The organism is Amycolatopsis sp. NPDC039088 (assembly GCF_055598845.1).
The window spans coordinates 47,910-66,614 of the sequence record NZ_JBVKAE010000017.1 but is presented as its reverse complement, the minus strand read 5'-3'; the positions used below and the strand labels follow the sequence as shown (position 1 = coordinate 66,614).

Sequence of the window (18,705 nt, the reverse complement as noted above, 5' to 3'; positions counted from 1 at the left end):
TTGGTGGCCTGACGAGGTCAGCCGCAGGCCTGCTTCGCCGTGAGCACCCTGGTCAGCGCCTCATCGACCCTGGCGGCCGGGAGTGCACCCGACGCAAGCGCTTGCTCCAGCGTGGCCAGCACCGTGTCGACGTTGCCGCCGGAGGACCACAACGCCTGATCCGCCCCTGCCTGCAACGCCTTGAGGACCGCCGTCGGCAGCGGATACTGAGCCGTGATCGCCTTCATCGCCCCGAGATCGTCCGTGATCACCGGGCCGTCGAACGCGTAGTCCTTCCGCAGCAGCCGATACGCCGGCGCCGACAGGGTCGACGGCGTACCGCCGGTCAGATCGGGCACGTCCAGGTGGCCGACCATGACACCGACCTCGCCGTACTGGCCGATGTCGCGGTAAGGCACCAGGTCGACCTTCCGCAGCGAAGTGAGCGGCGGCGTCCGGACCAGTCCCTTGTGAGAGTCCCCCGTGGCGTGCCCGTGCCCGGGGAAGTGCTTGAGCACCGGCTGCACCCCGGCGTCCCGTAGCCCCTGCGCGAACGCCAGGACGTACTTGCGAGCGACCTCGGGGTCCGAGCCGAACGACCGGTCGCCGACGATGTCGCGGTCCGGCTGGTCGGTGATGTCGGCATCGGGCGCGTAGTCGACGGTGACGCCACGAGCCCGCATCTGCCGGCCTCGTTCGGCGGCCTTTGTCCGTACCTGCGCCGGTGTCATGGTCGCGGCCATCTTCCGCGCGCTCGGCATGCTGCCGTCGAGGGCGTCGATCCGCTGAACGCGGCCGCCTTCCTCGTCGATCGCCACCGACACGGGGACCTTCGCGGCCTTTTGGACCTCGTCCAACGCGCGGTTCTGCAGCAGAGCCGTCTCGTTGCCGCCGAGGAAGATGCCACCGACCTGCCGATCGCGGACCAGCTTCACCGCCGCCTGCGGGTCGCCCGCGTTCACGCCGACCACCACCAGCTGGGCCAGCCGCTGCCGGGGGCTCATCCCGGCTGTGACCGCCTTGCAGTCCGATGTGGGCGCCTGCTCCGTCCTCGGTGACGGCGAGGGCGGGGGCGGGCCGGTGGACGGGCTCGAAACGGTGCTGCTGCGCGGCGGGGGAACCGTCCCCGCCGGCTGCGCCGATCCTGGCTGCTCGTTCGCTGTACCGCACTGCACGCTCGTGAGCAGAACAGTGGCCGCTCCCAGGATGACGGTCGCCCATCGTTTCGTCGTGTTCGGTCGCCCGGCGTTCATCAGCTCGTCTCGGTCGTCGTCCATGCCGGTACCGACGGTAACCCCAGTTGCCCGTTAGTACGCGCTCGCGTGCCCTTTAACGCATGGGCGCGGCGGCCAAGGGTGCGGCCTCACCTCCCTTCTCTTCCGTGTTCTCCCTCGTCAGTCCCGGCGCGGGGCTTGACAAGTCGATCTGCTCCGACGTAGATTACCACATGGTTATGGAACCGCAAGGTTATCCAAGGTTCGGCCGCGGCGAGGATGCCCGTGAAGAACGATCGTGAGAACTCGAACTCGTGAGAACGGAAAGGCGGGCGACCGTGGCACAGGATCTGCTCGATGTCACTTTTGCGGCGCTCGCCGACCCCACCCGCCGCGCGATCCTCGCGCGGCTCGCGCACGGCGAGGCCACGGTGACGGAGCTGGCCGAGCCCTTCGCGATGAGCCAGCCCGCCATTTCCAAACATCTGAAGGTGCTGGAGCGGGCGGGGCTGGTGGCGCGAGGCCGTGACGCCCAGCGCCGCCCCTGCCGGCTGGTGGCCGAGCCGTTGAAGAACGCGAACGAATGGCTCGGTGGCTACCGCCGCCACTGGGACGAGGCCTTCTCGCAACTGGACCTTGTCCTCGATGAGGAGTTGCGGCACCCGGAGCACCGGGACGAGACCGACTGACCACCACACGAGCGAAAAGGAACAGCACGATGGGACGCACTCTCAGCGTGGTGAAATCCGGCGATCTGGAGATCGTCATGACGAGGTCCTTCGACGCGCCGAGGACGCTGGTGTTCGACGCGTGGACCAAACCGGAGCTGGTACGCCGCTGGTTCGGCCCGCGCGACTGGGCGGTCGTCGAATGTGAGATCGACCTGAGGGTCGGCGGCAGATGGCGTTACCGGCTGTGCCACGGTGACGGGGCGGAGATGCTCCTGAAGGGCGTCTACCAGGAGATCCGCCGTCCGGAAAGGCTCGTCTCCCTGGAGACGAACGACGACTGTGACGCCTCGGAAGGCCAAGCCCTGGCGACTCTGACCTTGGTCGAACAAGGTGGCGTCACCACCTTGACGCAGGTGCTGCGGTACGGCTCGGAACGGATCCGGGACGCCGTGCTCGAATCCGGAATGGAGCGAGGCGTCGGCGAAGGGTTCGACAAGCTGGCCGAAGCCTTGTCCGTCCCGGCGGGAGCGTGAACACGATGAACGCCATCGCGGAGCGCTATCGCGTCCGGGCCGACGCTTTCGAGCGCAAGGTCGCGGCCGTGAAAGCCGGCCAGTGGGAGAACCGGTCGCCGTGTGAAGAGTGGAACGCCAGGGATGTCGTCGGGCACATCGTCGACATGCACGGCGTGATGCTGCGCCCCTTCGGCCGTGATCTCGGCCCGGCGCCATCGCTCCAGACGGACCCGCTCGGAGCGTTCCGGGCGGCAAGGGCGGATATCGAAGCAGTCCTCGCCGATCCCGTGCTCGCGGTCACGGAACACGAGACCCCGATGGGAAAAATGGCCGCCGCACAGTACATCGACCAAGTCGTCAGTGCTGACATGGTGGTCCACGGCTGGGATCTGGCCAGGGCCACCGGCCAGGACGACACGATCGACCCCGAGGAGGTCGCCCGGATGTTGCCCGGGGCCGAGGCGATCCCCGAGGAGATGAGGATCCCTGGCGCCTTCGGGCCCGGCATCGTCGTCTTCGGTCCAGAAGTGAAGGTGCCCGACGACGCGCCCTTGCAGGACAGGCTGCTCGGGTTGATGGGACGTGACCCGAACGCCTAATACACACCGGACGTGGTCAGACGTGGATGCCCCGATGCCGCCGGACAGGTCGGGAAGGAACCGGTACCTCGGCGGTGTCGGTCCCCTTGGCCGCAGCCAGGACACGCTCCAGAACCGACAGAGAGGAGGTGAGCAAGGAAATCTGGTTCTGGATCCGAGTTCTGGCGATCTCGAGTTCGTCGGCCATCTCCGGTGAAGGCACCAAGTGTGTGTCGTCCCCGGAAACACAGGGAAGGAGTTCCGCGATCTTGCCACTGCACAACCCGGCTGAATAGAAGAGCTGGATCTGCAGAACCCGGGCGACGTCGTCTTCGGTGAAGGTCCGGTAGCCGTTGACGCATCGATCGGGACGCAGCAGCCCCTCCACTTCGTAGTACCGCAAGGACCGCACGCTCACCCCGGTCCGCTCCGCCAGTTCGCCGATCCGCATGAATCCACAGTAGCCGCAGAAACCGACGTTGACCGTGACGCCGGTGTCAGGGTTTAGCTTCGCGTTCATGAGGTTGCTCGAAACATTCCGCGGTACTGCGCTCCACTTGCCGAACCGCGTCGCGATGGCCCCGATGACCCGAGGGCGTGCCGACGACACGACCGGTGTGCCACATCCACTGACGGCCGAGTACTACGCGCAACGCGCGAGCGCGGGTTTGATCGTGAGTGAAGGCGTCTGGGTCACCCGGACCGGCAAGAGCGGCCCGGGTATCCCAGGACTGGTGACGGAGCGGCAGGTCGCGGCCTGGCGGGCGGTAACGGAGGCTGTCCACGAGAAAGGCGGCCGGATCTTCGCGCAGCTGTGGCACGCGGGCAGGGTCAGCCACCCGGGCGTGATGGGCCGGACACCGGTGGCGCCCTCGGCGGTCCGGCAGGCCGGGCGGATCTTCGTGGCCGACGGCTGGGTGGACACGGTCGAGCCCCGCGAGCTCCGTGAGGACGAGATCGGCGGTGTCGTCCAGGACTTCGCAGCGGCGGCACGCAGGGCTGTCGATGCAGGGTTCGACGGCGTGGAACTCCACGGTGCCAACGGTTATCTCATTCAGGAGTTCCTCGCCGGCAACACCAATCGCCGACAGGACCGGTACGGCGGTTCTGTCGACGCCCGGCTCAGGTTTCCGCTCGAGGTGGTCGAGGCCGTGGCCGCACAGATCGGCGTGGCCAGGGTCGCCCTGCGGATTTCGCCGGGCAACCCGGAGAACGACATCGTGGAAGACGATTGGAAGGAGGTGTACTCACGACTGCTCGCGGAACTTCGCCGGTACGGGCTCGCGTACCTGCACATCATCGACACCCCGGAGGCCGAGGCACTGGCGTACCTGCGGCCACTGTGGCCGGGAACGCTCATCGCGAACCTGCGTTCCGAGGAGCCGACCTCCCAAGGCGAGGGTGAGTCCTTGATCGAGGCCGGTTTGGCCGACGTGGTCGCCTTCGGGAGGCTGTTCATCGCGAACCCGGACCTGCCCACCCGATTCGCGCTCCGTGCCCCACTCGCCCAGGCGGACCACGACGTCTACTACGGCGCTCGACTCGACGGCTACACGGATTTCCCGGCGTTCGAACCGGACTCGGTGAAGTTCGCCTGTTCGGCGCGCAGCTGATCTTCGCCGCCCGCTCTACAGTGCGGGGATGGTCAAGACGGCAGTGGAAATCGCGGCGGCTGTGCGTGCCAAGGAACTCGACCCGGTCCAGGTGACCCGCGAGGCGTTGGCCCGGATCGCGGCCGCGGACGGAGTGATCGGTGCCTTCCGCCGGGTCCGGACCGAGGAGGCGCTCGCCGAGGCAGCGGCCGTCGCCGAACGCGCGGACCTGGCCGACCTGCCGTTGGCGGGAGTGCCGGTCGCGGTCAAGGACGTCACCCCGGTCGAGGGCGAGTACGCCTCGTGGGGATCGCGCGCGGGTTCCTCGACGGTGTCCACAGAGGACGGCGAGATCGCGCGGCGGCTCCGCGCGGCCGGTGCGGTGATCGTCGGCCTGACCCGGGTGCCGGAGCTGTGCGTTTGGCCGTCGAGTGACGGTCCGGACGGGACGGCGCGTAACCCGCGCAATCCGTCGTACGCCGCGGGTGGTTCGTCGGGTGGGAGTGCGGCGGCCGTGGCCGCCGGGCCGGTGCCCATCGCGCACGGCACCGATGGCTTGGGCTCGATCCGGCTGCCTTCCGCGATGTGCGGGATCGTCGGTCTCAAACCGGGTAAGGACGTGGTCCGCATACCGGGGGAGAACGGCTGGTTCGGCCTGTCCACGCACGGTCCGATGACGACCACCGTGGCCGACGCGGCCGTGCTGATGTCGGTCCTCGCCGATCAGCCCGGCCTGGCGGATCTCTCCGACCCGGCGCCGTCCCGCATCGCCCTGTCGACGCGCGTGCCATTGACCAGGGCGCCCTTGCCGCGCGCGTTCGGTCGAGCCGTCGCACGGGCCGGAGAGCTGTTTCGCGCGGCGGGGCACACTGTCGCGCCCGGAACGCCCCGGTACAGCGCCGGAGCCGTCGGCGGGCTCTTCGCGCGCTGGGTCGCGGGCCCGGCCGAACAGGCGGCCGAGTTCGACCTCGGCGCGTTCCAACCCCGGACGCGTACGCACGTCCGGCTCGGTCACCTCTTGGCGACGCGGGTCCGCGACAGCACCCGCGAGCGCTGGCTGGAGCGTGCCGAAGAGTTCTTCGCCGAGCATGACGTGCTGGTCACGCCCATGCTCGCGACCCTCCCGCTCAAGGCCCGCACGTGGCATGAAAGCCGATGGCTCACCAACGTGCTGCCGTCCGTACGCGTCGCGGGTTTCGCCGGTTTTTGGAATCTCGCGGGCTACCCGGCGATGTCGGTTCCGATCGGTGTGCACCCGTCGGGGATCCCGGCCGGCGTTCAGCTCGTCGCGGCCCCCGGTGGGGAAGCGCTTCTCCTCGGCCTCGCCGCTCAGCTGGAAGCGGCCAATCCCTGGCCGAGGACCACCGCCATCTGACCGCTCCGAAAAGAGAGCAAGGGACCTTTGCTATCACTCTCTTCCGGAGAGCGACAGCAAAGGTCCCTTGCTACTTCGTCCTGGTCAGGAGCCGGTTTTGGCGGGCGACGGCTTCTGTCCGTTGCCCTTCGGAGCGCTCTGTCCGTTCTTCGGCGCAGCGGCGGCGGGCGCCGAAGAAGCGGGCTTGGCGGCAGCGGGCTTGGCCGGGGCCGCGGCCTTCGACGCGGGCGGTTCGGCGGGCTTGCCCGCCGGTTTCGTCTCTTCGGCCTTGCTGTCACCACCGACGAGCTTCGAAGCGTGCGGGATCACCGACTCCTCGGGCAGCGCGGCGAGCATCGCCTCGCTGCCCTTCAGGACCTCGTCGGCCTGCTGCAGGCTCTTGCGGGCCTGCTCGCGGATCTCCGCGAGCCGCTCGACCTTCCGCTGGGCGGCGGTCGTGCGCTGGGCGGCCGTCGTCGTGGCCTCGTCGAGCCGGCGCTTGGCCTCGGCCGTCGCCTCGTCGACGCGGCGCTTCGCCTCCGCGGTGGCCTCCGCGATCCGGCGTTCGGCCTGATTCTTGCTGGCCGTCTGCTGGTCGGTGATGTGCTTCTCGTGCGCCGCGCGCTGAGCCGCGATCGTCTGATCGAATTCGCGCTCGATCTTCCGGCGCTTGCGCTCGGCCTCGTTGTCCAGCAGTTCCCGGCGCTGGGCCGCCTCGACGGTCAGCCGCTGGACCTCGGCCCGCGTCTCGGCGAGCGCGGCTTCGTGCTCGGAGTGCAGTGCGTCCGCCTGCTTGTCCAGTTCGGCGACGAGCCGCGAGTAGCGCTCACGAAGCTTCTTCGACGCCTCGGTCGAGGACGCCCAGTGCTTTTCGGCGGCGACCTCGGCACGCTTCGTGATCTCGTCCGCGCGCGCCTGAGCGAGCGTCACGGTGCGTTGCATCCGCTCGTCGAGGTCTTCGAGCCGCTCCGGCGGCTTCTTCAGCTCCTCGATGCGGGCGTTGAGCTTCGCCACCTCGTGGCGCAAGGTTTCGAGTTCGCGCGAGGCCGACGTCGCCTGCGCGATCGCGGCGTCGCGGTCGGTCATCATGCGATGCAGCTGGGCTTCGAGATGATCCAGATACTGGCGCACTTCGTTCCGGTCGAAGCCGTGCCAGGCCTGGGTGTACTCGCGCCGCAGGGGCAACAGGCCGTTGTCTCGCTCGGGAACCATGGTCACGACGGTACCTGCGTACTCGGCGTCGCCGTTGCCAGGCTTCGTGATTCACCGACGTGTGTCGGCTCTCAGCTGCGATCCCTCACCTGAACGGCCGCCACCCGTGTGCGCAGTGTCACCAATGGAACCCGCGGCTGAGCCGGGCGAGTGCGACCGCCGCGCGGGACAGGTGCTGCTCGCCCTTCCCGATTTTCAGTCCGCCACCGCCACCCGCGGCCGCGGAGTCCGGGAACACCCGGAAACCTTGGTAGGCCACGGCATCCGTGAGTCCCGGCGTGAGGGTGTAGGCGAGTCCGATCGCCTGCCCGGCGGGCGTGCCGATGTGCTTCGGGCGCTCCTTCAGCGCCTTCATCACCATGTCCGCCGCCTGGTCCGGGGACTTCGTCGGAAACGCGTCGTAAATCTTCGTCGGCCGGATCATCGGGGTGCGCACGAGTGGCATGTGGATGGTCGTGAAGGTGATTCCGTCACCATGGGTCTCGGTCGCGGCGATCCTGGAGAAATAGTCCAAAGCGGCCTTCGACGCCGCATACGCCGAAAAGCGCGGCGCGATTCCCTGCACACCGATCGACGAGACGTTGACGATATGCCCGAATTTCCGCTCGGACATATGCGGCAGCACCGCGAGGATCAGCCGCACCGCGCCGAAGTAGTTGATCGCCATCGCGCGTTCGTAATCGTGGAACCGGTCGTAGGAGAGCTTGATCGACCGGCGGATCGAACGGCCGGCGTTGTTCACGAGCATGTCGATCCGGCCGTGTTCGGCGAGCATGGCGTCGACGGCCTTGTGCACCGATTCCTCGTCGGTCAGGTCGGCCGGGTACACCGACGCCGTGCCGCCCGCGGCGATGATCTCGTCCCGCACTTCTTCGAGTTCGTGCTGGCGCCGCGCCACGAGCAGGGGCACACCGCCCGCCGCCGCGACCTTGATCGCGGTCGCCCTGCCGATGCCCGACGACGCGCCGGTGATGATCACGCGGCGGCCGTCCAGTTCGCCACGAGGGCCGTGCTTACGGGCGCGGAACGGGTCCAAGTGCTCGCGCCAGTAGCGCCACAGAGTGGGCGCGTACTCCTCGATCCGGGGCACCTCGACACCCGAGCCGATGAGCTCCTTGCGCGTCGACGCCGACGAGAACACCGACGGGAAAGCCATCGTCTCCAGCAGTACCGGCGGGATGCCGAGCCGCTCCAGCACGGCGTCGCGCGCGATCGTGAAGCCGGGGATGTGCTCGCTCAGCTTCACCAGATTGACGATGCCCTTGGACAGGCGGTCGTTGAGCTGCACGGAGATCGTCGGCGCGCCCGCTGCCTTCGCGAAGGCGTTGTACACCGAGACGACCGGCTGCGGCTCCGGGTTGACCAGATGGAACGCGCGTCCGTCGAGCCCCTTCGTGGTGACCAGCGCGAGCAGCGACTCGGCGACGTAGTCGACCGGGACGACGTTGGTGTCGCCGAGGTCGGGGCCGACGATCGGGACGTCGGGCAGCCCGGCGAGCCTGCTGATCGCGGGGAACAGGTAGTACGGACCGTCGATCTTGTCCATCTCGCCGGTCTCGGAGTTCCCGACCACGACCGCGGGCCGGTACACCCGCCACGGCACGTCCTGCTGTTCGCGCACGAGCCGTTCCGCCTCGAACTTCGTGCGGTGGTACGGCGTGACGAGCCGCTGGCCGACGTCGAACATCTCCTCGGTGAACATGCCCTCGTGGTCCCCGGCGACGGCGACCGAGGACACGTGGTGCAGGCAGCCGGCGTTCAGGTCGGCGGCGAGCGCGATCACCTGCGCGGTGCCCTCGACGTTGGCTTTGATGCTGGCTTCGTCGTCGGCGGTGAGGTCGTAAAGGGCGGCGAGGTGCACGACGTGATCGACGCCGCGAAGCTTCTCTCGGTCTTCGTCGCCGACGCCGAGCAGCGGCTCGTTGAGATCACCGGTGACGAGGGTGACGCGTTCCGGATGCGGCCAGGTGTTCACGAGTTTGGCGAGTTTGTCCTGTGAGGACGGGCGGACGACGAGCGCGACCTTGTCGACGTCCTCCCTGGTGAGCAGCAGCCGGGTGAACTGGCGTCCGATCAGTCCGGTCGCTCCGGTCACCAAAAAAGTCGCCATCCGCTTCACCCTTCACCGTGCTCGCCCGCGTCCACCCGGCATTCTGCTGCATGAGGACGTCGCTGACCACCACGACACCCGTGAAGTTACTCACGGGTAACTAGGCCGGGTCGGCGATGACGACCCGGTTCTCGGCGTAGCCGGTCTCCCCGCCGACCCAGCGGCCGCCGCAGGTGACGAGGACTATCCGATGTGGACCGGACTGGCCGAACAACTCGTCCGCCCGCTGCGGCAGTTCGTTCTTCTTCAGCGTGATCAGCTGGGAAACCTTGTACTGCCTAGACTTCCCGGCCTTGTCGACCACGGTGACGTCGCCGCCGATCCGGTCGTTCCACAGTTCCGCGAACGGACCCGTCGCGCCCTTCCAGTTCACATGCCCGGCGAACACGCTCGCGCCGGTCGCCGAACTCAGTTCGGCGCCCCACCAGGTCACCTCGTCGAGGTTCTCCGGCACCGGAAGCTCCGCGCCCGGCCCGAGGTCCTTGCGGATCAGCTTCGCGCCCCCGCCGGCAGGCAGCCGGATGGTCCCGGGACCCTGCGGCGGAGGGGGAGCGGGCGCCTGCTGAGGCTGTGGCGTCGGCGTGGGTGGCGGCGTCGTGGGGACGATCTCCGGCGGAGGCGCGACCTCCTGCTGCGCGGGCGCGGCCGGTGCGCCGCCCGCGACGGTGACGGAGACGGCCTGAGCCGTCCCCGTCACCACGGTCGTCGGCGGCCAGATGATCAAGGCCGCGACGAGGTCCGCGCACAGGACCGTGACGGCTCCCAGCGCGAACCCACGTCGTACTGACATTCTCGAATCCTCTTCAGCGTCGCGAAGACCGCCGAGCGGCCACGCCCACCATCACCGAACCGAGCAGCGCGAGCGCGCCGACGCCGAGGATCCCGGCGGTCGACGCCGAGTTCTCGACGGTGCCCTGCATCATCGCCACCGGCCGGTCGCCGGCGGGGATGGCGCGCGGTACCTCGTTGGGCGTGTTGGCGACCTTGAGCGCCAGCGTCTCACCCGGCTTGATCTCGCCGCAGGCGGACGGCGGATTCTTCGGATCGAACGCGTTGGTGTAACCCGGTGGGGCGTTGACCTCGACCACACAGATCTCCTGCGGGGCCTGCAGGTTCTCGACGGTGACCGTGCCGTTCTCGCCTTCGGTGGTGACGACGGCGGGCTTGCCGTCGGCGCCGTTGAGGGGCTTGCCGTCTTGGCCGACGGCGGCGGTCGTCTTGTCCTTGGCGGTGATCCGCAGCGCGGCGCCCGCGACGCCCTTGTCGGTCTTCGCGTCGACCTTGGTCACCTGCACCTTGCCCGGCTTCGAGACGACAGCGACGCCCTGCGCCTTCAGTTCCTTCTCGCCGCCGGTCGAAACGACCCTTTGCACGCCGGTCTCGACCGGGAACTGCACATACGGCCGGTCCGCGGGCGCGGACAGCGAGCTGGCCAGCTTCGGCTGCTCACCGGTCGGCGTCACCTTGACCGTTACGGTGCCGTCTTCGCCGGTTTTCACGGTGGTGACCTTGTCGGCTTTCGCGTTCGATGCCGACGCGGGCTTGGTGCTCTCGCCGCTGTCGACGGTCGCGTTCGACGGAGTGAGCTTCACCGGCACCCCGGAGACGCCCTTGCCCTTGGCGTTCTTGACGCTGATCGTCCACTCGCCCGCGGTGCCGATGTGCTGGTCTTCCTTCGGCGGTGTGATCGCGGTGGTCCACGGTCCTCGGTTGGCCTCGGCGTCCTTGGTCAGCTTCTCGACGGCTGTGGCGGCGTCGGGGTGCTGCGCCTTCAGCTTGTCGAGGTGATCCTGGATCTTGTAGCCGATCTCCTTCGAAGGCTTTCCCGGGTCGGTGTCGGCGTCGGACCGCGGTTTCGCCGTCCAGGAATGGAGCAGGTGCGCGAGCGCGGCGGCTTCGGCGTTGTCCTGCGTTCCGCCGTAGCGAAGGAGCAGGTAGGAGATGTTGGCCGCGATGTCCTCGGGCAGCTTCTGTCCCCATTTGTCCAGCAGTTCGTCGCCGGGCTTGTACTCCTCGTTCGTGTCCGGCGCCTTCTGCTGGAAGCTCACACAGAACACGTGCTTGCCGTTGACGACGTAGGAACCGAGCCAGTCGCTCTTCTGATCGTGGCCACCGAACGGCTGGCCGGGTGTGACCTCGTAGCCGACCCCCTGTTTCGGATCGGCAGAGGCCGGTGTCGCCGCGACGGTGGCGGACAGGGCGCCGAGAAGGCACGTCGCGATCAGGCTGGTCAAGGCGCGCGAACGCACGCTCGGGCGTGTGGTCCACCCCATGGTGTGTTGACTCCTTTGGCCGTGCTCTGCCCCGGCGCCTTTACGTCGATGCAGGTCACACGATCGATAGGTTCCCCGACACGCCTTCGGTGATTATCCGAACACGCAACGTGGAGGGTGGCCTGTGATCAGCGGTTTTGGCAATAGGTCATCAGGTGGGGTATCGGTGAACGGTCGGTGATCTCCGCCGCATACGGTGTGGGGGATGGGCCTCGCCCCGAATGTGAGTAAAGTCGTCTTTACTTCGACGGGAACCGGGCGGCCCGCGCGGTCGTTGAACCCGATGCAGGTGCCAGTAGATCCAGGAGGATCAGGTGCGATCCAGTAGCAACCCGGCGTTCCGGAACCTGCCGCGTGGCGCGGCGGAGTACGGACCCAACGTAGGCTTCAACCAACCCCAGGGCGGGGTCCCCGGCTACGGCCCTCCGCAGACTTCCGCCGGCGCCGACGACCGTCCGATGACCGTCGACGACGTCGTCATCAAGACGGCGCTGAGCCTCGGTGTCGCCTTGATCACCGGTGTGCTCACCGCGATCTGGGCGATCGGCCAGATCCCGGTTTCGGCGACCGGCAAGATCACGGGCATCCCGATGGGCGTGATCGGCGTACTCGTCGGCGCGATGATCGTCGGCCTCGTGATTTCGCTGGTCATCATCTTCAAGAAGATGCCGAGCGGCCCGCTCACGCTGGCGTACTCGGCCGTCGAGGGTGTCTTCCTCGGCGCGATCAGCGGTCTGTTCGAGGCGATGTACCCCGGGATCGCGATCCAGGCGATCATCGGTACCGCTGGTGTCTTCATCGCGATGCTGGTCGTCTACAAGACGGGTGCCGTCAAGGTCACCCCGAAGCTGACGAAGTGGATCATCGGCGCCGTCGTCGGTGTCGCGATCCTGATGCTGATCAACCTCATCACGAGCTTCTTCGGTTTCAACCCGCTGCGTGACGGCGGGCCGATCGCGATCATCTTCAGCCTCGTGGTGATCGGCGTCGCGGCGTTCAGCTTCCTGCTCGACTTCGACCAGGCCGACCGGATGATCCGCGAAGGCATGCCGTCGAAGTGGGCGTGGTTCGCCGCCTTCGGCCTGATGACCACCCTGGTCTGGCTGTACCTCGAGATCCTGCGGTTGCTGTCGTACTTCCAAAACGACTGACCGGATCTTCTCCGCGAAAGGGCGCTCCGAGCGATCGGGGCGCCCTTTTTCGTGCCTGCGAATACGCTGACCGCATGACCGAGCACAGTGGTGAACCGCCCAGGCCGAAGCGGTCGAAATGGTTCTGGGTCGGCATTTTGGTGCCGGTCGCGATCGTGGTACTGAGCGCGTCTTCGTGGATCTTCGGCTACCTCGCCGACACGGACTACGTCCGGGTCGGCGACTGTTACGCGATCACCACGTTCGGCGAGGTCGACGAAGACCCGGTCAAGGCGGACTGCGGCTCGGTCGAGGCCAACGCCAAGGCCGGGGCGAAGACCGACGCCGGCGGCGCGTGCCCGGCGGGCGAGTACGACCAGCTCACCGTCGACAAGACCTTCGCCTCGTACAAGCTCTGCATGATGATCAACGCCAAACAGGGCGACTGTCTCGAAAACTTCCTCGCCGACAGCGTGGCCTACCAGAAGGTTCCGTGCTCGGATCCCGCGAGGGACGCGGAGGTCCTGAAGGTGGTCGACGGTGTCGCGACCTGTGACGACACGGAAGCGACCGATCTGAAGAGCTACTCGACCCCGCCTTCGACGGTCTGCGTGAAGAGCACCAAATAGCGATCTCGACCAGGGCGCTTCACTCTTTCGGGGACCTGCTTGGTGGCGTTGCTCACGCTACGTGTTTGATACCGAGGTTCTCATTCCTTTCACACCTGTGAGGTTTCTCGGTGACCACTTCCCAGCCGGCCCCTGGGGGCCAAATGCCGGTGGGACAGCCTGACGCTTTCGGTCCGCCTCCCGGCGTTCAGCCGGTGGCGTCCAAGCGGTCCAAGCTCGCCTGGCTGAGAATCGCGATTCCGATTCTCGTCGTGGTGCTCAGTGCCGGCGCCTTCGCTGTCAACTACTTCACCGGTACGGGCAGTGCCCAGGCCGGCGACTGCTTGAGCGTGACCGAGTTCTCGCGGAAAGCCGACGAGCCGACGAAGGCCGATTGCGGCACGCAGGAGGCGAACGTCAAGATCGCCGCGCGCGTGGGTGGCGACGAGTCCTGCCCTGAGGGTGACTACGACACGATCTCGATGTCCGGCCGGATCTCGTACAAGCTGTGCCTGATCGTCAACGCGAAGCAGGGCGACTGCCTCAAGGGCTTCAGCTCGAAGACCGCCGGCTACCAGAAGGTGTCCTGCACCGATCCCGCCAAGGACGCGGAACTGGTGAAGATCGCCGGCGTCGCGGACCAGGCGTCCTGTGAGGGCACCGATGCCACGCGAGTGGCGGTGTACTCGACGCCGCCGACCACGATCTGCATCAAGACGGCCGCGTAGTAGCCCGAAGTCTCGCGTGAAGGCCCCCTTCCCTCGGCTGAGTCGAGAGTGAAGGGGGCCTTCACACGCTTCGGGGGAGCAAGGGACCTTTGGTATCGCCGCCGCCATCCAGTCCCGCGGGCGCGTCCGTTCGTCGCACACTGTGGGACGGGCTGCGACCGGGCGGTCACCCGACCTAACGTTGCTCGTCCCCAACCCCGCCGATCGACCTGGAGTCCTGGTGGCGACGACAGAAACCCAAGCCGGTGCGAAGAAACTCCTCGACTTCCCGACCTCTTGCGCCGCCCCGGTCCCGCAACCGGAGGAGCCGGTCAAGATCGTGCCGCTGGCGGTCGCGGGTGTGCTCGCCGTCGGCCTGACCTGGTACGTCTGGGCGGCGCACGGGGCGAAGTTCGGTGTCCTGCTCATCCTCGGGCTCCTGCTCGGGCTCGCGCTCTTCCACTCCCGCTTCGGTTTCACCTCGGCCTGGCGCCAGCTGATCGCGGTCGGCAACGGCCAGGGCCTGCGGGCGCACACGCTGTTGCTCGGCACCGCCGCGACCCTGATCGCGTTGATCGTCGGCACCGGCTCCGGCCTGTTCGGCAGTACCCCGAACCCGACCGCGGGCGGATTGGGACTCGCGTTGTTCGTCGGCGCGACGATCTTCGCCATCGGCATGCAGCTGGGCGGTGCTTGCGCGTCGGGAACGCTGTTCGCGGTCGGCTCGGGGCAGTCGACGATCGTGCTGACCCTCGGCGGGTTCATCACCGGATCGGTCCTCTACACGTGGGCGTATCCGCTGCTTTCGGGCTGGCCCGAGTTCAAGGGCGTCCTGCTCGCCGACCACGTCGGCTGGTTCGGTTCGTGGGCGATCACCGTCGCCGTTCTCGCCGCGATCGTGCTGGGCACCCGGTTCGTGCAGAAGCGCCGCACTCCGCCGCCGGTCGGCGTCGTGCCGACCGCGCACGGCTTCGCCCGGATCTTCCGCGGCTCGTGGCCGATCCTCGTCGGAGCTGTCGTCCTCGGCGTGCTGGCAGGCGCGGTCTTCCTGGTCTCCGGCGGGATCTGGGGTGTGACGAGCGCCTTCAGCCTGTGGGGCGCCAAGATCCTGCAGGTGTTCGGGCTGCACCCGGAGACGTGGGAGTTCTGGCGTCTCAAGGCGAACGCGGCTTCGCTGGCGGCGCCGATCTGGAAGGACAAGAACAGCCTCACCGACATCGGCATCATGGTCGGCGCGGGGATCGCCGCCGCGGCGGCAGGCGCGTGGAAGATCCACAGTTCGATCCCGTGGCGCACCGCCGTCGCCGCGGTGCTCGGCGGGATCCTGATGGGTGTCGGCGCGCGGATGGCGGGCGGCTGCAACATCGGCGCCTACCTCGGCGGTATCTCCGTCGGCAGTCTGCACGGCTGGCTGTGGGGTGTGTTCGCGCTCGGCGGCACTTGGATCGGGCTCAAGCTTCGGCCGCTTTTCGGGCTCGGCAACCCGGCTCCCACAGACAGCGTCTGCTGATCACCCAGTGTGACAAACCGTATGCGGGCTTGCCCTTTCGGCCCGCATACGGGGAAAAAGCTGGCAGGTAAAACCCGTGTTCGGCTACCCTCGGCTACATGTTCTCGCTTGTGCATTAGTGCACAAGTGTCATGGGGAAGGCCCGGCGCAGGTGCCGGGCATCAATTTCGCAGTCGCGACCGGCGGGGGTCGTCGCGTCCGCTGATCACCAGGGACGGGTTTTTCATGTCAACGCAAGGTCCGGCCGCGCCCGCCGGAGACAAACTCGACGCCGGCGTGCTCAAGGTCGCCGCCGTCGTCATCCTCGGCGCGATCATGGCGATCCTCGACACGACGGTCGTCAACGTCGCGCTCCAGAAGCTGACCATCGAGTTCCAGACGTCCTTCGACACCATCCAGTGGATCGCGACCGGGTACATGCTGGCGCTGGCCACGGTCATCCCGGTCACCGGCTGGGCCTCGGACCGGTTCGGCACCAAGCGCCTCTACATGGTGGCGATCGGGCTGTTCCTGATCGGATCGATGCTCGCCGGGATGGCCTGGGACGTCGAATCGCTGATCGTCTTCCGGATCCTGCAGGGCTTCGGCGGCGGCATGCTGATGCCCGCCGGTATGACGATCCTGACCAGGACGGCGGGGCCGCACCGGATCGGGCGCGTGATGGGCGTGCTCGGCGTGCCGATGCTGCTCGGCCCGATCGGCGGCCCGATCCTCGGCGGCTGGCTGGTCGACGCGGTGAGCTGGCGCTGGATCTTCTACATCAACCTGCCGATCGGCTTGATCACGCTGGCGCTGGCCTGGCGCCTGCTGCCGAAGGACCGGCCGGAGCCCGGCGAGCGGTTCGACTTCGTCGGCATGCTGATGGTGTCGCCGGGGCTGGCGGCGTTGATCTTCGGCGTTTCGAACATCCCGTCGGCGGGTGGTGTCGGCGCGGTGGACGTGTGGCTGCCCGCGCTGGCCGGGATCGTGTTGCTGGTGGCGTTCGTGCTGCGGGCGAACCGGGTTTCGAACCCGCTGGTCGACTTGAAGCTGTTCAAGAACCGGTCGTTCTCCGTCGCGATGGTGACGATGACGTTCTTCTGCGTCGCGTTCTTCGGCGCGATGCTGTTGCTGCCCACGTACTTCGTGCTCGCCCGCGGTGAGTCGGCGATGAACGCGGGGCTGTTGCTCGCACCGCAGGGTCTCGGCGCGATGCTGACCATGCCGATGGCGGGCAGGCTGGCGGACAAGATCGGCGCCAGGAAGATCGTGCTGCCCGGACTCGTGCTGATGCTCGCCGGGTTGATCTCGTTCACCCAGGTCACCGCGACGACGCCGTACTGGCTGCTGCTTTCGGCGCTGTTCGTCATCGGGCTCGGCATGGGCGCGACGATGATGCCGATCACCTCGGCCGCGCTGCAGACGCTCGAGCCGAAGGACATGGCGAGGGCGTCGACGGCGACGAACATCTTCCAGCAGACCGCCGGAGCTATCGGCGCGGCCGTGCTGTCGATCATTCTCGCGGCACAGCTGGCCGGGAAGTTCGGCGTGCCGACCGCTCAGGGGCAGCTCGCCGCGACGGGCGCGATCATGAACCCGGCCACGCACGAGGCGGCCGCGGGACTGGCCGCGGACTCGTTCTCGACGACGTTCCTGTGGTCGATGATCCTGCTGGCGCTGTGCCTGATCCCGGCGGCGTTCCTGCCGAAGACCAAGCCCGCGTTGCCGGAGGGCGCGGCCGACGGCGAGGTCCCCGCGGCGCCGCCGATCATGACCCACTAGGCCCGGAAGAGAGCAAGGGACCTTTGCTAGCGTTCGTTAGCGCACTAACTAACGCTAGCAAAGGTCCCTTGCTCTCTTTTCGCAGGTCAAAGGGTCAGGAGAGGCGCTCCAGCACCATCGCCATGCCCTGGCCGCCGCCGACGCACATCGTCTCGAGGCCGAACTGCTTGTCGTGGTGCTGCAGCGAGTTGATCAGCGTCGAGGTGATCCGCGCGCCGGTCATGCCGAACGGGTGGCCGACGGCGATCGCGCCGCCGTTGACGTTCAGCTTGTCGAGGTCGATCCCGAGGTCCTTGTAGGACGGGATGACCTGCGCCGCGAACGCCTCGTTGATCTCGACGAGGTCGATGTCGCCGATCGCCATCCCGGCGCGCGCGAGCGCCCGCTTCGACGCCTCGACCGGGCCATAGCCCATGATCTCCGGCGACAGTCCCGAAACGCCGGTCGAGACGACGCGGGCGAGCGGCGTGAGGCCGAGTTCCTTCGCCTTGGTGTCGGACATGATGATCACCGCGGCGGCGCCGTCGTTGAGCGCGCAGCAGTTTCCGGCGGTGATGCGGCCGTCGGGGCGGAAGACCGGCTTGAGGCCGGAGACGCCTTCGAGGGTGACTCCGGCGCGCGGGCCGTCGTCCTTCGAGACCACGGTGCCGTCCGGCAGGGTCACCGGCGTGATGTCCTTGGCCCAGAAGCCGTCCGCGATGGCCTTCTCGGCGAGGTTCTGCGAACGGACGCCGAACTCGTCCATCTCTTCACGCGACACGTTCTTCAGCCGCGCGAGGTTCTCGGCGGTCTGGCCCATCGCGATGTAGACGTCCGGCAGGGCGCCGTTCTCGCGAGGGTCGGTCCAGCTGTCGGCGCCTTCGGCGGCCACCTGGGCGGTGCGGGCCTCGGCGTCGGCGAAGAGCGGGTTGTGGGTGTTCGGCCAGGAGTCCGAGCTGCCGTTGGCGAAGCGCGAGACGGTCTCGACGCCGGCGGAGATGAACACGTCGCCTTCGCCCGCCTTGATCGCGTGCAGCGCCATGCGGGTGGTCTGCAGGCTGGACGAGCAGTAACGCGTGATGGTGCAACCGGGCAGGTGGTCGTAGCCGAGTTCGACGGCGACCGCGCGGCCCATGTTGAAGCCCTGCTCGCCGCCGGGGAGACCACAGCCCAGCATGAGGTCTTCGATCTGCGTCGGGTCGAGTTCGGGGACCTTGTCGAGCGCGGCGCGGACCATCTGCACGGTGAGATCGTCCGGGCGCATGCTCACCAGCGATCCCTTGCCGGCGCGGCCGATCGGGGATCGGGCGGTGGAGACGATGACGGCTTCGGGCATGGAACGACACTCCCTTGTTCTCGATCCAGACACGCGCTAAGCGGTTGCTCACCCGGCATCCTCCACCGGAGGGAGGTGCGGGTCAAAGGCGAACGCGACCTACGCCACTCTTTCGGCCAACACCTTCCGGGCGGCCAGAGCCCGCCGGAGTTGAGTGGGCACATCCCGACCAGCGG

At 67.8% G+C, this 18,705-nt stretch carries 17 protein-coding genes; 10 read left to right on the top strand and 7 right to left on the bottom strand.

Translation table 11 applies throughout. The annotated features are described in order from the left end of the window. Positions 1 to 17 precede the first annotated feature (17 nt). On the bottom strand, positions 18 to 1,256 hold the full coding sequence (locus ACZ7KI_RS22250) for a glycoside hydrolase family 3 N-terminal domain-containing protein (RefSeq protein ID WP_470275019.1): 1,239 nt from the start codon (positions 1,254 to 1,256) through the stop codon (positions 18 to 20). Between the two features lie 275 nt (positions 1,257 to 1,531). Here ACZ7KI_RS22250 and ACZ7KI_RS22245 point away from each other — a divergent pair, with 275 nt between their 5' ends. The 3 genes from ACZ7KI_RS22245 to ACZ7KI_RS22235 are packed head-to-tail and all read left to right on the top strand — an operon-like array spanning position 1,532 to position 2,978. Further along, positions 1,532 to 1,882, top strand: coding sequence for an ArsR/SmtB family transcription factor (locus tag ACZ7KI_RS22245; protein ID WP_465503692.1), 351 nt, complete (start codon positions 1,532 to 1,534; stop codon positions 1,880 to 1,882). A 29-nt stretch (positions 1,883 to 1,911) separates the two neighbouring features. Next, on the top strand, positions 1,912 to 2,397 hold the full coding sequence (locus ACZ7KI_RS22240) for an SRPBCC family protein (RefSeq protein ID WP_470275018.1): 486 nt from the start codon (positions 1,912 to 1,914) through the stop codon (positions 2,395 to 2,397). 5 nt (positions 2,398 to 2,402) lie between these two features. Continuing rightward, entirely contained in the window at positions 2,403 to 2,978 is a 576-nt protein-coding gene (locus ACZ7KI_RS22235; RefSeq protein ID WP_470275017.1) for a TIGR03086 family metal-binding protein, read from the top strand. Between the two features lie 16 nt (positions 2,979 to 2,994). Here the strand turns inward: ACZ7KI_RS22235 and ACZ7KI_RS22230 are convergent, their stop codons facing one another. Further along, positions 2,995 to 3,477, bottom strand: coding sequence for a MerR family transcriptional regulator (locus tag ACZ7KI_RS22230; protein WP_470275016.1), 483 nt, complete (start codon positions 3,475 to 3,477; stop codon positions 2,995 to 2,997). On the opposite strand from ACZ7KI_RS22230, the gene ACZ7KI_RS22225 reads away from it, so the two are divergent. Together ACZ7KI_RS22225 and ACZ7KI_RS22220 are read left to right on the top strand one after the other, a co-directional pair. Beyond that, positions 3,476 to 4,570, top strand: coding sequence for an alkene reductase (locus tag ACZ7KI_RS22225; protein WP_470275015.1), 1,095 nt, complete (start codon positions 3,476 to 3,478; stop codon positions 4,568 to 4,570). The two genes, ACZ7KI_RS22230 and ACZ7KI_RS22225, sit on opposite strands and share 2 nt — an antisense overlap. Before the next feature lie 28 nt (positions 4,571 to 4,598). Further along, a complete protein-coding gene (locus ACZ7KI_RS22220; RefSeq protein WP_470275014.1) occupies positions 4,599 to 5,924 on the top strand; it encodes an amidase in 1,326 nt (441 codons plus the stop codon). Positions 5,925 to 6,008: 84 nt separating this feature from the next. On the opposite strand, the gene ACZ7KI_RS22215 is transcribed toward ACZ7KI_RS22220, so the two are convergent. The 4 genes from ACZ7KI_RS22215 to ACZ7KI_RS22200 form a co-directional block, all read right to left on the bottom strand. Then, positions 6,009 to 7,115, bottom strand: coding sequence for a cell division protein DivIVA (locus ACZ7KI_RS22215; RefSeq protein WP_470275013.1), 1,107 nt, complete (start codon positions 7,113 to 7,115; stop codon positions 6,009 to 6,011). Positions 7,116 to 7,233: 118 nt separating this feature from the next. Next, positions 7,234 to 9,225, bottom strand: coding sequence for an SDR family oxidoreductase (locus tag ACZ7KI_RS22210; protein WP_470275012.1), 1,992 nt, complete (start codon positions 9,223 to 9,225; stop codon positions 7,234 to 7,236). 100 nt (positions 9,226 to 9,325) lie between these two features. Beyond that, positions 9,326 to 10,015, bottom strand: a complete 690-nt coding sequence (locus ACZ7KI_RS22205; RefSeq protein WP_470275011.1) for a class F sortase — start codon at positions 10,013 to 10,015, stop codon at positions 9,326 to 9,328. Positions 10,016 to 10,028: 13 nt separating this feature from the next. Then, positions 10,029 to 11,498, bottom strand: a complete 1,470-nt coding sequence (locus tag ACZ7KI_RS22200; RefSeq protein WP_470275010.1) for a SpaA isopeptide-forming pilin-related protein — start codon at positions 11,496 to 11,498, stop codon at positions 10,029 to 10,031. 314 nt (positions 11,499 to 11,812) lie between these two features. Between ACZ7KI_RS22200 and ACZ7KI_RS22195 the strand changes: the two genes are divergently transcribed. From ACZ7KI_RS22195 to ACZ7KI_RS22175, 5 genes are all read left to right on the top strand, one after another. Next, positions 11,813 to 12,649, top strand: coding sequence for a Bax inhibitor-1/YccA family protein (locus ACZ7KI_RS22195; RefSeq protein WP_465503702.1), 837 nt, complete (start codon positions 11,813 to 11,815; stop codon positions 12,647 to 12,649). A 74-nt stretch (positions 12,650 to 12,723) separates the two neighbouring features. Then, positions 12,724 to 13,257 carry an LppU/SCO3897 family protein gene (locus tag ACZ7KI_RS22190; RefSeq protein WP_470275009.1) on the top strand — a complete coding sequence of 178 codons (534 nt, stop codon included), beginning with the start codon at positions 12,724 to 12,726 and terminating at the stop codon, positions 13,255 to 13,257. Between the two features lie 194 nt (positions 13,258 to 13,451). Beyond that, positions 13,452 to 13,964 (top strand): LppU/SCO3897 family protein, encoded by a 513-nt coding sequence (locus ACZ7KI_RS22185; protein WP_470275008.1) that lies wholly within the window; start codon positions 13,452 to 13,454, stop codon positions 13,962 to 13,964. Positions 13,965 to 14,184: 220 nt separating this feature from the next. Further along, entirely contained in the window at positions 14,185 to 15,453 is a 1,269-nt protein-coding gene (locus tag ACZ7KI_RS22180; RefSeq protein ID WP_470275007.1) for a YeeE/YedE family protein, read from the top strand. Positions 15,454 to 15,678: 225 nt separating this feature from the next. Then, positions 15,679 to 17,214, top strand: a complete 1,536-nt coding sequence (locus tag ACZ7KI_RS22175) for a DHA2 family efflux MFS transporter permease subunit (protein ID WP_470275006.1) — start codon at positions 15,679 to 15,681, stop codon at positions 17,212 to 17,214. Positions 17,215 to 17,308: 94 nt separating this feature from the next. Here ACZ7KI_RS22175 and ACZ7KI_RS22170 read toward each other — a convergent pair whose 3' ends face one another. Further along, positions 17,309 to 18,529, bottom strand: coding sequence for an acetyl-CoA C-acetyltransferase (locus tag ACZ7KI_RS22170; protein ID WP_470275005.1), 1,221 nt, complete (start codon positions 18,527 to 18,529; stop codon positions 17,309 to 17,311). Positions 18,530 to 18,705 lie beyond the last annotated feature (176 nt).

Coding starts and splice junctions, on each gene's coding strand:
- ACZ7KI_RS22215 (WP_470275013.1), bottom strand. CDS start 7,115: ATGGTTCCCGAGCGAGACAACGGCCTGTTGCCCCTGCGGCGCGAGTAC.
- ACZ7KI_RS22175 (WP_470275006.1), top strand. CDS start 15,679: ATGTCAACGCAAGGTCCGGCCGCGCCCGCCGGAGACAAACTCGACGCC.
- ACZ7KI_RS22205 (WP_470275011.1), bottom strand. CDS start 10,015: ATGTCAGTACGACGTGGGTTCGCGCTGGGAGCCGTCACGGTCCTGTGC.
- ACZ7KI_RS22230 (WP_470275016.1), bottom strand. CDS start 3,477: ATGAACGCGAAGCTAAACCCTGACACCGGCGTCACGGTCAACGTCGGT.
- ACZ7KI_RS22235 (WP_470275017.1), top strand. CDS start 2,403: ATGAACGCCATCGCGGAGCGCTATCGCGTCCGGGCCGACGCTTTCGAG.
- ACZ7KI_RS22220 (WP_470275014.1), top strand. CDS start 4,599: ATGGTCAAGACGGCAGTGGAAATCGCGGCGGCTGTGCGTGCCAAGGAA.
- ACZ7KI_RS22225 (WP_470275015.1), top strand. CDS start 3,476: ATGAGGTTGCTCGAAACATTCCGCGGTACTGCGCTCCACTTGCCGAAC.
- ACZ7KI_RS22200 (WP_470275010.1), bottom strand. CDS start 11,498: ATGGGGTGGACCACACGCCCGAGCGTGCGTTCGCGCGCCTTGACCAGC.
- ACZ7KI_RS22240 (WP_470275018.1), top strand. CDS start 1,912: ATGGGACGCACTCTCAGCGTGGTGAAATCCGGCGATCTGGAGATCGTC.
- ACZ7KI_RS22190 (WP_470275009.1), top strand. CDS start 12,724: ATGACCGAGCACAGTGGTGAACCGCCCAGGCCGAAGCGGTCGAAATGG.
- ACZ7KI_RS22210 (WP_470275012.1), bottom strand. CDS start 9,225: ATGGCGACTTTTTTGGTGACCGGAGCGACCGGACTGATCGGACGCCAG.
- ACZ7KI_RS22250 (WP_470275019.1), bottom strand. CDS start 1,256: ATGGACGACGACCGAGACGAGCTGATGAACGCCGGGCGACCGAACACG.
- ACZ7KI_RS22170 (WP_470275005.1), bottom strand. CDS start 18,529: ATGCCCGAAGCCGTCATCGTCTCCACCGCCCGATCCCCGATCGGCCGC.